The organism is Streptomyces genisteinicus, from assembly GCF_014489615.1.
Taxonomy (GTDB): domain Bacteria; phylum Actinomycetota; class Actinomycetes; order Streptomycetales; family Streptomycetaceae; genus Streptomyces; species Streptomyces genisteinicus.
This window is the reverse complement of the sequence record NZ_CP060825.1, coordinates 7,583,721-7,596,214: the sequence shown is the minus strand read 5'-3', so window position 1 is coordinate 7,596,214 and position 12,494 is coordinate 7,583,721. Positions and strand designations below refer to the sequence as shown.

Here is a 12,494-nt window from a genome sequence, read left to right as displayed (position 1 = left end):
GACCTGCATGTCCTTGCTACCGCCCACGCCACCGTCGCAGCCTCATGTCCGGCGGCACCGGCAGCCACCGGCCACTCCCCTGCCGGACTTCCGGCACGTGTTCCTCGAGCCGGTGTACGACGACGAGGCAGGTCCGGGCTGCGAGGACGGCGCGGAGGATCTCCGAGCACCGGGCGCGGAGTAGCGGCCGCGCCGAACACGCCTCACCGGCCGTCGCGTTCGGTGCCGCCCTCTCAGCCAGGCGCACCGTGCCCGTATGCGGGGGCGGACGGACCATGCCCGTATGCGGGGGCGGCGTCCGTCTGCCGGTGCGCCGGCGGGAGCGTGCTCCGTTGCTCTTCGCCGAAGGGCCCCGTGCGCCGGGTCACCGCACCGGTACGAGCCCGGGTACGCGGGTGCCGTCGCCGAAAGGCAGGTGATCGTCGTCGTGCTGGTGCCGCAGGCGCCGGGCGATCTCGGCGGTCGCGCCGCCACGGGGAGGCGGCCGTCGGCCCCGGGGCACGTCGGGGCCGACGGCCGGTGTCCGGGGGCTGTCCCTTCCCTGCCGGACACCGCTCGTGCCGCACAGGACGGCGGCACGATGTCCGACGGGCACGCACCCTCCGAGCGGCTCGCGGACACAGGGTGTTCGTGGGCGACCGGTCCGGCGGATTGCCCTCACGGCCAGGATCACCCGATCGGGTCATCCGCATGAGTGGGTGGACGCTCGCCCGGCGCCGCAGGTCGGTCGCGGCGCCGGGCGCGGGTCAGCGGCGTCCGCGCAGTCGGCCCAGGAGCCGTTGGGCCTGGGCGCGCTTGCGGGGGTCGGCGGCGGCACGTCGTGCCGAGGCGATGGTCCGCTGCCCCTGCGGGCTGCGGGTGAACCGGGTGAGTCGGGCGACGAGGCCGGGCATGGCTTCCTCCTGGAGACGGTGTCACCGTCCGCCTACCCCGGGGTGGCACAAGGATGTCCTGGAGGATGCGGCCGGGCCTGAGGACGGGCACCGGTTCCCGACGGTGCGTCACTCCGGCGGGGCCCCGAACCCGATCTCGTTCCCGTCCGGGTCGCGGAAGGTCACCTTGCGCACGCCGTTGCCGTACGTCTCCCGCCGGACGGGGGCCACGCCCGCGGCGATCGCCCTCTCCACGAAGGAGTCGAGGTCACGCGGGCCGCCCAGGAAGACGGTGTGCCGGGCATGCCCCGCGTGTCCCGGGAGGTGTTCCACGGCGAAGGACCGGTTCTCCGCCAGTTCCCACACCGCCTCGGTGTCGCTCGGGACATAGGTCGGCGGTGTGCCCAGCAGCCGTTCGTACCAGGCCAGGGCGGCGGTGTGGTCCTGCACGGGAATGCCTGCGAAGAGGAGGACGGCCATCGCGCCAGCGTAGGGGCAGCACGGTCCGGTGCGCGGGAATGCGGGGCCGGGCACCGCGGGAGGGGTGGCGCCGCCCGGGCTCTAGGCTGTTCCCGCCCCGGCCGGCACAGGCAGGCCGGGGACCGACGCCCCCGGGGCCCGTCCGCATACGAGGAGACCGAGTTGAGAAGAGGCGTCCTGCGGAAGTCCGTCCCGATCGCCGCGCTGGTGCTCGGCCTGGGCCTGTCGGCGGGCTGCGCGGTCGACGAAGGCACGGCGCTGGCGGCTGACTTCGAGGAGGACTGGGCGGGCACGCCGGACGTGGCCGGCATCAGCACGACCAAGAACAACACGCTCCCCTTCAGCGGGACGTCGACCGGCACGCTGACCCTGGTGGAGGGCACCCCGGCAGGGCGCGTGACCGCGCTGGCGGGCGAGATGAGGGACTACGCCGCCGGCCACGCCAAGATCACGGGCCGCATCGCGGCGGACGCCGTCACCTTCACCGTCGCCACGGACGAGTCGGACGCCGCAGAGGTGCTGTCGCTCTGGCAGTCCCTGGCCGGCGACGACCGGGTGAAGGACGCGGACATTGACGAAGCGGCGTCGAAGAAGGCCGCCGACCGCCGGAGGGTCGAGGTCACCACAGCCGATGCCGGCGGGGCGTTGGCGGTGTTCAAGGACGTCGCCGCGGCAGGCGGCAGGCACCGGCCGCTGTCCGGCACGACGGTTCTGCGGGTCACCGGACCGGGGCTGTTCGTGGAGACGGACTTCCACGACGCGTTCCCCGCCGAGGCGATCGCGGCGTACGAGGCGGTGCGGGCCCGGTACCCGGTGCTCCGCGCGAGCCTGCGGCGCGATGCCGTCTCCGGTTCGGCGGTGACCGTCGTGGTCGCGGACGGCGCCGATGCGGAGCAGGCGGCTGAAGTCGCCCGGCGCGCGGCTCCGGACCTCGGTGAGGCCGTCGAGGTCACCGGACCCGGCGGATCCTGAACCACGCCGGGGTGTTCCCTCCGTCGCGGGGCGCCGACGGTGGGGCTCCCCGTCCCGCGCGTGCAGGCAGCGGGATCTGACGCGTGGTTCGCCGCCCGTCAGCCGCGGTCGGGCCCTCCCCGAAGGCGTCCGGGACGGAGGTCCGAACGCCTCGCCCCGGCGCAAGGGGCGTCAGAGGCCGGCACCGGGCGGCGAAGAGGCGCGCGGGCCCGGCATGGGGAGGTCCGAGCCACGGAGGGCGGGGTACGGGACGGGGGCCGCGTGACCCGCGTCGGGCCGGCGTCCCCGTGCGGGGCGGGGACGGTGTCGACCGTCCCCGCCCCGCGCGGAAGGAGTCAGCGCTTCATCAGCGCGAACACTCCCCAGCCGAGATGGTCGCGCACGTGGCGCGCGTACTGTGCGGGCCCGGTGGTGAGCTCGGCACGTACCTGGGGTGCCAACTCGTCGCCGGGGTTGCCGTCGAGCCAGCGGCGCATGGCGAGCCACTGCGCCGCCTGGTACCGGTCCCAGCTGTCCTGGTCGGCCAGCACCATTTCGACGACGTCGTACCCCAGGTCGCCGAACTGTCCCATCAGTTCCGGCAGCAGGAGGAAGTCGGACACGTCGGCGGCGTGGCAGGCTTCCACGGTTTCCCGGTCGGCCGGTGTGCGGAGCCAGTACGGCTCGCCGATCAGCATCAGGCCTCCGGGGCGCAGGCTGCGGTCCAGCAGGCGCACCGTACCGGCGACGCCGTCGCCGATCCATGTGGCACCGACGCAGGCAGCGAGATCGACCGGCTCGTCCGCGACGTGCCCGCACGCGTCGCCGTGGACGAACGTGACACGGTCGGCCACGCCGAGTTCGGTGGCGCGGGCGCGGGCCTGTGCGGTGAAGACCGTGCTGATGTCGACTCCCGTGCCCGTGAAGCCGAGGTCACGTGCCCAGGTGCAGAGCATCTCGCCCGAGCCGCTGGCCAGGTCGAGCACCCGCGTCCCCGGCGGCAGGCGCAGGGCGCGGCCCAGGGAGGCGAGCTTGTCCTCGGTGAACGGGTTGTGGATGCGGTGGCCGCTCTCACGGATGGTGAAGATGCGTGGAAGATCCACGAGTGATGTCCTTCGGGTGCGATGAGGTCAGGGTGTGTGCGGAGGACGGCCGGGAGGAACCGGCCGACGTGACGCGGACCGTCATCGGAATACACCTCGTTCGGGACGTGCGGATCGTGAACCCGGCAACCATAGACGTCTTCCCGGCGGCGTCCCATCGGATTTCCGCACGGCCGGGCGGGCCGCGCGCCGGGGCCGTGAGGGCCGTTCCTCCGGGGCCGTCTCCGCAGAGGATCGGGGTCGGGCGGCACGGCGTCGGGCGGCATGATGGCCACATGGTCGTGGATCAGGGGTGGGACGCGCTGTTCGAGGACGGGGCGGGGCTGCCGTGGCGGGTGCGCGGGGGCTGGCTCGACGGGCTGGGACTCAACCGGGGGGCGCCGGACGACGTGGTGATCAGACTGCTCGACCACGGTGTGGACGCCCCGCTGGGGTGGGCGCGGTCGGACGCGGTCGTCGCGGCGGCGATCGGGCATCGAGATGGCACCGTGCGGAGCCGTCTCGCCGAAGGCCGGCCGGACATGAGTGCGGAGCAGTGGACGGCGCTCCTGCTCGCCGAGCCGTCGGCCGCGCGCCGTGCCGTGTACGCGTCGTCGGCCGGGTGCCGCGAGCGCGGTCTGACCGCGGAGGGGTACGTGCGACTCGCGGAGGACGCCTCGCCCGGTGTGCGCGCCGCCGCCGCGGAGCATCCCGGCCTGCCCCCACGCCTGCTGACCGCACTCGTCGCCGACCCGGTCGCAGCGGTGCGGGCGGCTGCCTGCGGGCCCGCATGGGAATGCCTGCCGCCGTCCGGACGCGAGGCGCTGCAGGCGGACCCGCATCCCGGCGTCCGCAACGAAGCAATGCTGTGCCGGCACCGGGAACTCCCCCTGTCACGAACAGTGTTCGAGGCGCTGGACCGGCCGGCCGCGGCCGGGAGCTGCCGGCTGGACCGTGCGCTGGCCGAGGAACTGGTCCGGCACGGGGACCGGGAGATACGGCTGGCGCTCGCCGGCAACCCGTGGCTGGACACCGACCTCGTCATGGTGCTCGCGGCCGACGGCGAGCCCCGGGTGCGGCTCGCCGCGTCCGTCCATCCCGGGCTCGACGAGGAGTCGCGTGCTCTCGCCCTGCCGCCGGACTTCGACCCTGCCGGAATGCGGCTGGACGTGCCGTGGGTCCTTGCCCGGCACGGTGATCCGGAGGAGATGCGGCGACTGGCGGGCTCGGTCTACCCGCTGCTCCGCAGCAGCGTCGCGCGGGCCGCGAGGCTGCCGCCGGACGTGGTGGAACGGCTCGCGCGGGACGAGGACGACGTGGTCCGGCTCTTCCTCGCGGAGTCCTGCGACGATGCGCCGCCCGCCATGCTGCTCGAGGTGTGGCGGTGGTGGAACGGCAGTCTGTCGAAGCCCGATGTGCCCCGCGGCCACCGGAACTTCCCTCGCGCGGGGCTGCTGCGGTTCGCGGCGGACCCCGATCCCCGGATGCGGCAACTCGCCCTGGACGACCCGGCGTCCACGACCGGCCTGGTCGAACGGTTCGCTCACGATCCCGACCACGAGGTGCGCGGCCGGGCGGCGCGGGACCCGAGGCTGTCGTCTGGCGCGGCCGCACGGCTGCTGCGCGACGAGGACGCCGCGGTCCGGCACTGGGCGGAGGTCCACCCGGCACTGTCGGTTCCGGCGCTCGTCGGGCTGCTGCGCACTCCTGCCTGAAGCCTCTGGGGGGTGCCGGGGGTGCGGAACCCCGGCATCCCCGGGCCGGTGATGCACCGCATGATCGATCTGGCGGCCACGGGACCGTGAGGGGCGCCGCCGGGCGGGCACCCTGCGGTCAGGCGGGGTGCCCGGGCCCCCGGGAGCGGTGACGACGCGCGCGACCGCCGCGCGGGACGAGGTTCCGTCCGGCACGGCGGTCGCCGGTGCGGGGCCGTCAGGCCGGGCGGCTCCCCGTGGCGTCCGCCCCTCGCGCCGGGGCGGGGTCCGCCGCGATCCAGGCGTCCAGTTGCTCCCGGGTGGTCCCCGGGTCGGCGACCAGTGCCCCGAGGTCGTCGCCCTCGACGACCGTGGTCGCGACGGCCGGGCAGCGGCGGCAGCCGTCCACGCCGGTCTGCTCCCACCACTTGCAGTGGCTGCGCAGATGGCACCGCGGCACGCTCCGGCTCTCGTCGGCCGGCGTCGCCGTCACGCGCTCCACCAGGGTGCAGTCGTTGCCCCTGCGGTGCAGGCAGTTGCTGACGCAGTGCGACGCGAAGCGCAGCACCCGGGTCGGCTCGACGTCCTTCGGGACGACCGGGAGGACGTCCCGGGCCGGTACGGGGTCGGCGAGGTACACGACTTCGCCGCCCTGCCCCGACCGCACGCCCAGGACGACCGCCTCCGGCGCGTCGGCCTTGCCGCTGGGGCACCAGGTTCTGGTCTCGGAACGTTCCGCGGTGCTCATCTCCACCTCCTGATCGGTCCCGTGGGGGCTGCTACACGATCTGGCCGGCGCAGGCCGGCGTACAGGCCGCGGCCATGCGCTCCAGCTCGACGGCGGCGGCGAGGTGGGTCTGCAGCTGCACCGCGGTGATCTGCTGCGGCTTGGCCGACGTCTCCGCGGACGCGGCGCCGGCTCCGCCGAGGACGAGCGCGGCCGCGGCGACGGCGGCCGCGGCACCCCCGACAGCCGGGTGATCCGTGTACTTCATGGTGAACCTCCTGATTCGCCCTGCAGGAAGAGGGGCGTACCGGCACGTTAGGAGGCTTCGGGGGCCGTCACCGGCAGTCGGAGCGGCGGTTGTGCGGCGGTACGGGCGGCTGCCGCCGTGTCGGTGGCGTCGCTCCGTGCGTGCGCCGCGGAGGGCCGTGCGAGCGCCGGGCGGGCGTCCCGGCGGAGGGCCGTGTCCCTGCGCCGGACGCCCGACGGCGGACACCGGGCGGCGGACGGACCGCGGCACCCGGCGTCGCGCGGGGCCGCCGCCGGAGCGGGCCGCGGCGGCCGGACGGGTCCGGACCCGGGTCCGGGTCGGTCCGGGTCCGGGTCGGTCCGGGTCCGGGTCCGTCCGGTGGAGGATCGCAGCAGCGGTCAGGCGTTCGCGCGGTGCGGAGCAGCCACCACGCGGGATGCCGCCTTCACCGCGCGGCCGGCGCGGCGGGCCGGACGTGCCGCGGGCTTCAGACGCCACAGCCACACCGAGGACGTGACCAGCAGCGTGGAGAACACCGCCAGCAGCGCGACGGAGACCCACATCTGACGGCTCCCCGGATCGAGCCACCCGGCCCAGGCGGCGGCCGCCGCCCACAGCAGAACCCCGCCCGTGTAGAGGGAGCGGACCCGGCGCAGCTGGCGCGCCGCCCGCGAGGACCTGAAGAGTTCGCGCTTCGATGCCATGCCGAGCCGTGTACCCCGGATTCCGGCGGCCACCGGAGCCCGGCCGGGCGAACCGCGCGGTGCCCTCCGGGCCGTGCACGCGGCGGCCAGGCACGCGGCGATGAGTTCCGCCGCGTGCCCCGGTCTGCCCCTGTGAGAGCCCACCACCGCAGCGAGGACGCACGGCTGCACGCGAGGAGAGCACCATGTCCGCCACCTACACGTTCGACGTCTTCTCCAGCCTCGACGGCTTCGGTGCCGCCGGCGGGGACTGGACCGGCTACTGGGGCAAGCAGGGGCCGGAGTTCCTCGCCCACCGTCTCGACCAGTACGGCGAGGAGCAGCGGATGGTCCTCGGCGCCCGCACGTACCGGCTGTTCGCGCGGATGCTCGCCGCGAGCGGACCGGGATCCGAGGTGCGCGACCCCTGGGTCGAGCGGATGAGGAGCCTGCCGGCCACGGTGGTGTCGAGCACGCTGGAAGGACCGCTCGACTGGCCGGACGCGGACCTGGTGGGCGGTGACGCCGTCGACGTCGTGGCCCAGCTCAAGGAGCAGTCGGCGGTGCCGTTGCGCTCGCACGGCAGCCTGGCGATGAACCGGGCGCTGATGGCGGCAGGTCTGGTCGACCGCGTGCAGGTGACGCTCTTCCCCGTGATCACCGGCCGGACGGGGGTGGACCCGGTCTTCCGGGACGCGGCGGACTTCGATCTCGAACTGCTCGGGCAGCGGACTCTCGACGGCCGCATCCAGGAACTCGTCTACCGGCCCGCCCGGCACGCGTGACCCTCGGTCGCCCGGGTCGGGACTCCTCCCGGCGCCGGCGGACCTCCCCCGCCGCAGGCCGACGCGGGGCAAGCGACGCAGGCGGACGCGGACAAAGCGGGACGGGCGCGTGGCGCGGACGCGCCTGCGGGGAAGCCGCCGCGAGTTCGCGGTGTGTACGCGGGGGCACCGGACTGAGTAGCCGTACTCAGGCTCCGCCGATCATGGCGGGCGAGAGTGGGGCCACGGACCGACCAGCCGACAGGAGACGACCGTGACCAGTGCCCCGACCCCCCTCCCCCGTCCCGCCGCGCCCCCCTCCCGGCGCCGCCGGACGCGCGGCGCGGCGGTCACCGCGCTGGTGGGAGCAGCCGCGGCGGTGGTCCTCACCGGCTGCTCCGGCCTCTCCTTCCAGGACGACATCTGCGCCGGCGGCGAGTATCCCGTCCTCGCCGTCGGCTCGACCGGCTCCGCGTGCGTGGAGGAGGGCGAGAAGGTCCCGGACGGCTACACCCGCTACCCGGAGGGCAAGGTGCCGCTCAAGACCGACGACACGTGGGACGTGTACTGGCGCACCCACACGGTCGACGAGGAGGGCAACGTCGTCGAGGTGCCCGACGCCGGCTGACACCGGAGGCGGAGCGGACATGCCGGCAGAGCGGCACGCACAGTCCCCGGCGGGTCCCGGCGGCGGGTTCCGGTCCTGCGGGCGGCTGACGGACCACCACCCCGCCCGCCGGCGGCTCCGCCCGCTCTATGCTGCCGCTGCGCCCCGGGACGGACCGTGGGGCGCGCACCGCGACCGGAAGGCGGCATGCCGTATGACCACCACCCGCCGGCCGGCCGCCGAGGACGTCGCCGACGCCCTGCGCGACGTCGCGGGCATCGGGGGATTCTTCGTCCTGCACACCGGCGGGCCGGGCGACGGCTGGCATCCGGTCGCCGACGCCTACGCGCGGGGCTTCGGCGACCTCGCCGAAGCCGTCGCACGGCGCCACCGCACCACCGAACCGCGCATCGACGTCTCCATAGCGCAGCTCGGTCACGCGGCTCGCCTCTGGTCACCGGTCCTCGCCTGCGCGGTGCTCCACGGCATCGTGCTCGACCTGAGCGGACTGCAGCGGGCGGACGACGGGCCGGCCCTGCGGCTGCCGCGTCCGGCCGGCTGGTACGCCGACCGCCTGCCGGATCCGGCGGCGGCCCTGTACGACCAGGTGATGGGTCATCTGCTGGCCCTGCGCGACGGTCTGGACGTCAAGGTCGCCCCACGCCTGCTCGACGGCAACGCCGCGTCGGCGCTCGCGGGTTCGGCCCAGGTGCTCCTGACGTCCCACCCTTCCGTACGGGACCGGCTCACCGGTCTGACGACCACGCTGCTGAGCACCGGGCGGCTGGCGGGGACGGGCACCGTCACCGGCCCCGGTCTCGCCTTCCGCCGCCGCAGTTGCTGCCTCTACTACCGCGCTCCGAACGGCTCGACGTGCGGGGACTGCTGCCTCACGGACCGGGAGGCCGCGCGGCAGCGCGGGTGACCACGCGGCCCAGCCCGCCGCGGGGCCGAAGTCGCCGGCGCGGTCGCAGCCGCCGACACCGTCGGAGCCGTCGGCACGGCCGGAGCCGTCGGCACGGCGGCCGGACGGCGTCACGACAGCAAGGGTAATCAAGTTTGACCAATGCTCGGGGTGTGCGCTACCTTCCCAAGGTAGTCAAGTTTGATTAGCCAGCATGGTGCGGAGGAGAACGCCGTGAGTGAGCGCGATCCGGCGATCGTCGTCGAAGGACTGCGGAAGAGATACGGGGACAAGCAGGCGCTGGACGGCCTGGGGCTCACTGTCGCCCGGGGCACGGTGCAGGCGGTGCTCGGCCCGAACGGCGCGGGCAAGACCACCGCGGTCCGCGTCATGTCGACGCTGCTGCGCCCCGACGAGGGCCGCGTGGAGGTGGCGGGGATCGACGCCCGGCGCCACCCCGCGCAGGTCCGCTCCCGGATCGGGCTGCTCGGCCAGAACGCGGCCGTCGACGAGGAGCTGAGCGGGCGTCAGAACCTGGAGATGTTCGGCCGCCTGCACCATCTGGGAGCGCGCGGGGCGCGGACCCGCGCCGGTGAACTGCTGGACCGGTTCGGGCTGGCCGACACCGGGACGAAGGCGGTCAGGCAGTACAGCGGCGGGATGCGGAGGCGGCTCGACCTCGCGGCCTCCCTCATCTGCGAACCGGAGGTGCTCTTCCTCGACGAGCCCACCACGGGACTGGACCCCCGCGGCCGCACGGAGGTGTGGAACTCGGTCCGCGCACTGGTCGGGGGCGGCACGACCGTGCTTCTGACCACCCAGTACCTGGAGGAGGCCGATCAGCTGGCCGACCGGATCGCGGTGGTCCACCACGGTCGGGTGATCGCCCAGGGCACGGCGGACGAGCTGAAGACCATGACGGGCGGCGACCGCGTCGACGTGGTCCTGCGCGACCCGGAGGGGCTGGCCCGGGCCGCGTCGCTGCTGCCCGGGGAGGCGACGGTGGACGAGGCCCGACGGCTCGTCAGCTCCCCGGTCGGCGACCGGATGGCCGCGCTGACCGCGACCGTGCGGGCACTTCAGGCGGCCGGGATCGAGGCGGAGGACGTCGCGGTGCGGCGGCCCACGCTCGACGAGGTGTTCATGCACCTGACGAAGGAGGAGGCGGCATGAGCTTGGCACAGGACGTGAAGCCGACAGGCGCCGTGCCGGCGCCCGCCACGGGCACCGGCGTGTCCGGGCTGCGGTGGGCGGTGGTCGACTCCTGGACCATGACCCGGCGCGAGCTGGCCCACTGGGCACGCCAGCCCGTGCAGGTGGTCGTCGGGCTGGCCTTCCCGGTGATGATGCTGCTGATGTTCAGCTACCTGATCGGCGGCGGGCGGGGTGTCGACGGTGAGTTCACGGAGTACCTGGTGCCCGGCATGCTCACCATGACCATGGCCTTCGGCCTGGAGGCCACGATGCTCGCCGTGACCCAGGACCTGGGCAAGGGCGTCGTCGACCGGTTCCGGACGATGCCGATGGCGTCCGGCGCCATCCTGGTCGGGCGGAGCGTCGCCGACATGCTGCAGTCGGTGGTCGGACTGGGCGTGATGATCGCGGTCGGGTGGGTGATCGGCTGGCGCTGGCACGGCGGGTTCGCCGCGTTCCTGGGCGCGGTGGGGCTGTTGCTGCTGCTGCGGTTCGCGATGCTCTGGGCCGGCATCCATCTGGCGATGGTCGCGGGCCGGCCGGAACTGGTGCAGGCCGTGCAGATCCTGGTGTGGCCGGTCGCCTTCCTGTCCAACGCCATCGCCTCCCCGGCGTCGATGCCGTCGTGGCTGGGCGCGGTCGTGGAGTGGAACCCGATGTCGGCGACGGCCACCGCGGTCCGCGGTCTGTTCGGCAACCCGGTGGCCGCGGGCGATTCCTGGGCCGCGACGCACGCGGAACTCCTCGCCGTCGCCTGGCCCTGCGTGCTGGTCGCGGTGTTCTTCCCGCTGGCCGTGCGGCGGTTCCGGGGACTCAGCCGCTGACCGTCGCCCGCCCCGGGCTCGGGGGTGTGCGTGGCCGGCGGTCGGGCCCGAAGTGGCCGGGGTGGCCGGACCCGGTCGGCCGGGCCGGGGTGGCCGGGCCGCTCAGGGATCGGCCGGCGGGGCGGGCTGCCGGGACGCTCCGGGGGCGGAGGCGACCTCGACCCGGGCGTCCGGGAGCCGGTCGCGCACGCCACGGGCCGGGGTACGGGGCCCCTCCGCCGCGGGCGCCGCGCCGAGCCGGGCCCTGCGGGGCGCGTGGCGGTACTCGTCAGGCGGCCCGGGGCGGCGACGCGGCCACCGGGTTGAGCGTGGCGTACTCCAGCGGTGCGGAGGGGTCGACGGACACGTCGAGCGGAGCAGGTTCCGCCCCGGCGCGCGCCAGCAGGTCTCCCACCGCGGCGATCATGGCTCCGTTGTCGGTGCACAGCGTCATCGCGGGCACCCGCAGCTCGACGCCGGCCGAGGCGCAGCGCTTCTCGGCGAGACCCCGGACGCGGGAGTTGGCCGCCACTCCGCCGACGACGACGAGCGTCCTGACGTCGTGGGCGCGGCAGGCCGCGAGGGCCTTGCGGGTCAGCACGTCGGCGACCGCCTCCTGGAGCGCGGCCGCTCCGTCGGCGACGGGTGGTTCCTCCCCGCGCAGCCGGTGCTGTTCGACCCAGCGGGCCGCTGCCGTCTTCAGCCCCGAGAAGGAGAAGGCGTAGGGGTCGTCGCCGGGCCGGGTCAGCGGCCGGGGGAACCGCACGGCGAGGGGGTCGCCGTCCTTCGCCGCCCGGTCGATCGCGGGGCCGCCCGGGTAGGGCAGCCCGAGGATCCGGGCGACCTTGTCGAAGCACTCCCCCGCGGCGTCGTCGAGGGTGTCGCCGAGGTGCAGGATCGGATCCCGCACGAGGTCCCGCACCAGGAGCAGGGAGGTGTGGCCGCCGGAGACGATGAGCACCACGCACGGGGACGGCAGCGGCCCGTGGTCCAGGGTGTCCGCGGCCACATGACCCGCGAGGTGGTGCACACCGTAGAGCGGGATCCCGGCCGCGTAGGCGAACGTCTTCGCCCCCGCCAGCCCCACCTGGAGGGCTCCGGAGAGTCCGGGGCCGGTCGTCACGGCGACGGCATCGATCTGCCCCGGCCGCAGCCCCGCCTCGTCGAGGGCGCGCCGGACCACCGGGTTGAACGCCTGCAGATGGGCACGAGCCGCGATCTCGGGCACGACACCGCCGAAGCGGGCGTGTTCGTCCATGCTCGACGCCACGACGTGCGCCAGCAGCTCTCCGTCGCGGACGATCCCCGCACCGGTCTCGTCGCACGACGACTCGATCCCCAGCACCACCGGCCCGGCCATCGCCCCACACTCCCTTGCCTTACTGCTCGCCGTCTGCACCTGCAATATATGTGCAACAAGGGGCGGGGCCCTCCGCGTGCCGGCCCCGGCCGGCGGAGTGGCGGGCGGGTGGGCCGGTTGCGGGTG

The 12,494-nt window shown here is 74.8% G+C and carries 14 protein-coding genes; 7 read left to right on the top strand and 7 right to left on the bottom strand.

Going from position 1 to position 12,494, the window contains the following annotated elements; all coding sequences use genetic code 11:
* Nucleotides 1-746: 746 nt before the first annotated feature.
* Nucleotides 747-893: a hypothetical protein gene (locus IAG43_RS32475; RefSeq protein ID WP_187744199.1), complete on the bottom strand. Its 147-nt coding sequence runs from the start codon at nucleotides 891-893 to the stop codon at nucleotides 747-749.
* A gap of 108 nt (nucleotides 894-1,001) precedes the next feature.
* Entirely contained in the window at nucleotides 1,002-1,352 is a 351-nt protein-coding gene (locus tag IAG43_RS32470) for a VOC family protein (protein WP_187744198.1), read from the bottom strand.
* Between the two features lie 162 nt (nucleotides 1,353-1,514).
* On the opposite strand from IAG43_RS32470, the gene IAG43_RS32465 reads away from it, so the two are divergent.
* Nucleotides 1,515-2,324 carry a hypothetical protein gene (locus tag IAG43_RS32465; RefSeq protein ID WP_187744197.1) on the top strand — a complete coding sequence of 270 codons (810 nt, stop codon included), beginning with the start codon at nucleotides 1,515-1,517 and terminating at the stop codon, nucleotides 2,322-2,324.
* Nucleotides 2,325-2,659: 335 nt separating this feature from the next.
* Here IAG43_RS32465 and IAG43_RS32460 read toward each other — a convergent pair whose 3' ends face one another.
* A complete protein-coding gene (locus tag IAG43_RS32460; protein ID WP_187744196.1) occupies nucleotides 2,660-3,406 on the bottom strand; it encodes an SAM-dependent methyltransferase in 747 nt (248 codons plus the stop codon).
* A 275-nt stretch (nucleotides 3,407-3,681) separates the two neighbouring features.
* On the opposite strand from IAG43_RS32460, the gene IAG43_RS32455 reads away from it, so the two are divergent.
* Nucleotides 3,682-5,100: a PE-PGRS family protein gene (locus IAG43_RS32455; protein WP_187744195.1), complete on the top strand. Its 1,419-nt coding sequence runs from the start codon at nucleotides 3,682-3,684 to the stop codon at nucleotides 5,098-5,100.
* A 217-nt stretch (nucleotides 5,101-5,317) separates the two neighbouring features.
* On the opposite strand, the gene IAG43_RS32450 is transcribed toward IAG43_RS32455, so the two are convergent.
* From IAG43_RS32450 to IAG43_RS32440, 3 genes are all read right to left on the bottom strand, one after another.
* Nucleotides 5,318-5,827: a hypothetical protein gene (locus IAG43_RS32450; RefSeq protein WP_187744194.1), complete on the bottom strand. Its 510-nt coding sequence runs from the start codon at nucleotides 5,825-5,827 to the stop codon at nucleotides 5,318-5,320.
* Nucleotides 5,828-5,858: 31 nt separating this feature from the next.
* A complete protein-coding gene (locus tag IAG43_RS32445; protein WP_187744193.1) occupies nucleotides 5,859-6,074 on the bottom strand; it encodes a hypothetical protein in 216 nt (71 codons plus the stop codon).
* Between the two features lie 377 nt (nucleotides 6,075-6,451).
* The gene (locus IAG43_RS32440; RefSeq protein WP_187744192.1) at nucleotides 6,452-6,757 is read right to left on the bottom strand and encodes a hypothetical protein; all 306 of its coding nucleotides are present in this window, start codon (nucleotides 6,755-6,757) and stop codon (nucleotides 6,452-6,454) included.
* Between the two features lie 185 nt (nucleotides 6,758-6,942).
* On the opposite strand from IAG43_RS32440, the gene IAG43_RS32435 reads away from it, so the two are divergent.
* The 5 genes from IAG43_RS32435 to IAG43_RS32415 all read left to right on the top strand — a co-directional run bounded on the left by IAG43_RS32435 (nucleotide 6,943) and on the right by IAG43_RS32415 (nucleotide 11,029).
* Nucleotides 6,943-7,521, top strand: coding sequence for a dihydrofolate reductase family protein (locus IAG43_RS32435; protein WP_187744191.1), 579 nt, complete (start codon nucleotides 6,943-6,945; stop codon nucleotides 7,519-7,521).
* Nucleotides 7,522-7,774: 253 nt separating this feature from the next.
* Nucleotides 7,775-8,128 (top strand): SCO0607 family lipoprotein, encoded by a 354-nt coding sequence (locus IAG43_RS32430; protein WP_246574671.1) that lies wholly within the window; start codon nucleotides 7,775-7,777, stop codon nucleotides 8,126-8,128.
* A 193-nt stretch (nucleotides 8,129-8,321) separates the two neighbouring features.
* Nucleotides 8,322-9,032: a (2Fe-2S)-binding protein gene (locus IAG43_RS32425; RefSeq protein WP_187744190.1), complete on the top strand. Its 711-nt coding sequence runs from the start codon at nucleotides 8,322-8,324 to the stop codon at nucleotides 9,030-9,032.
* 213 nt (nucleotides 9,033-9,245) lie between these two features.
* Entirely contained in the window at nucleotides 9,246-10,184 is a 939-nt protein-coding gene (locus IAG43_RS32420) for an ATP-binding cassette domain-containing protein (RefSeq protein WP_187744189.1), read from the top strand.
* A gap of 98 nt (nucleotides 10,185-10,282) precedes the next feature.
* Nucleotides 10,283-11,029 carry an ABC transporter permease gene (locus IAG43_RS32415; protein WP_246574817.1) on the top strand — a complete coding sequence of 249 codons (747 nt, stop codon included), beginning with the start codon at nucleotides 10,283-10,285 and terminating at the stop codon, nucleotides 11,027-11,029.
* A gap of 268 nt (nucleotides 11,030-11,297) precedes the next feature.
* Here IAG43_RS32415 and tsaD read toward each other — a convergent pair whose 3' ends face one another.
* Entirely contained in the window at nucleotides 11,298-12,368 is a 1,071-nt protein-coding gene (gene tsaD / locus IAG43_RS32410; protein ID WP_187744187.1) for a tRNA (adenosine(37)-N6)-threonylcarbamoyltransferase complex transferase subunit TsaD, read from the bottom strand.
* Between the last annotated feature and the right edge of the window lie 126 nt (nucleotides 12,369-12,494).

Coding starts and splice junctions, on each gene's coding strand:
- IAG43_RS32475 (WP_187744199.1), bottom strand. CDS start 893: ATGCCCGGCCTCGTCGCCCGACTCACCCGGTTCACCCGCAGCCCGCAG.
- IAG43_RS32470 (WP_187744198.1), bottom strand. CDS start 1,352: ATGGCCGTCCTCCTCTTCGCAGGCATTCCCGTGCAGGACCACACCGCC.
- IAG43_RS32455 (WP_187744195.1), top strand. CDS start 3,682: ATGGTCGTGGATCAGGGGTGGGACGCGCTGTTCGAGGACGGGGCGGGG.
- IAG43_RS32450 (WP_187744194.1), bottom strand. CDS start 5,827: ATGAGCACCGCGGAACGTTCCGAGACCAGAACCTGGTGCCCCAGCGGC.
- IAG43_RS32445 (WP_187744193.1), bottom strand. CDS start 6,074: ATGAAGTACACGGATCACCCGGCTGTCGGGGGTGCCGCGGCCGCCGTC.
- IAG43_RS32440 (WP_187744192.1), bottom strand. CDS start 6,757: ATGGCATCGAAGCGCGAACTCTTCAGGTCCTCGCGGGCGGCGCGCCAG.
- IAG43_RS32435 (WP_187744191.1), top strand. CDS start 6,943: ATGTCCGCCACCTACACGTTCGACGTCTTCTCCAGCCTCGACGGCTTC.
- IAG43_RS32425 (WP_187744190.1), top strand. CDS start 8,322: ATGACCACCACCCGCCGGCCGGCCGCCGAGGACGTCGCCGACGCCCTG.
- IAG43_RS32415 (WP_246574817.1), top strand. CDS start 10,283: ATGACCCGGCGCGAGCTGGCCCACTGGGCACGCCAGCCCGTGCAGGTG.
- tsaD (WP_187744187.1), bottom strand. CDS start 12,368: ATGGCCGGGCCGGTGGTGCTGGGGATCGAGTCGTCGTGCGACGAGACC.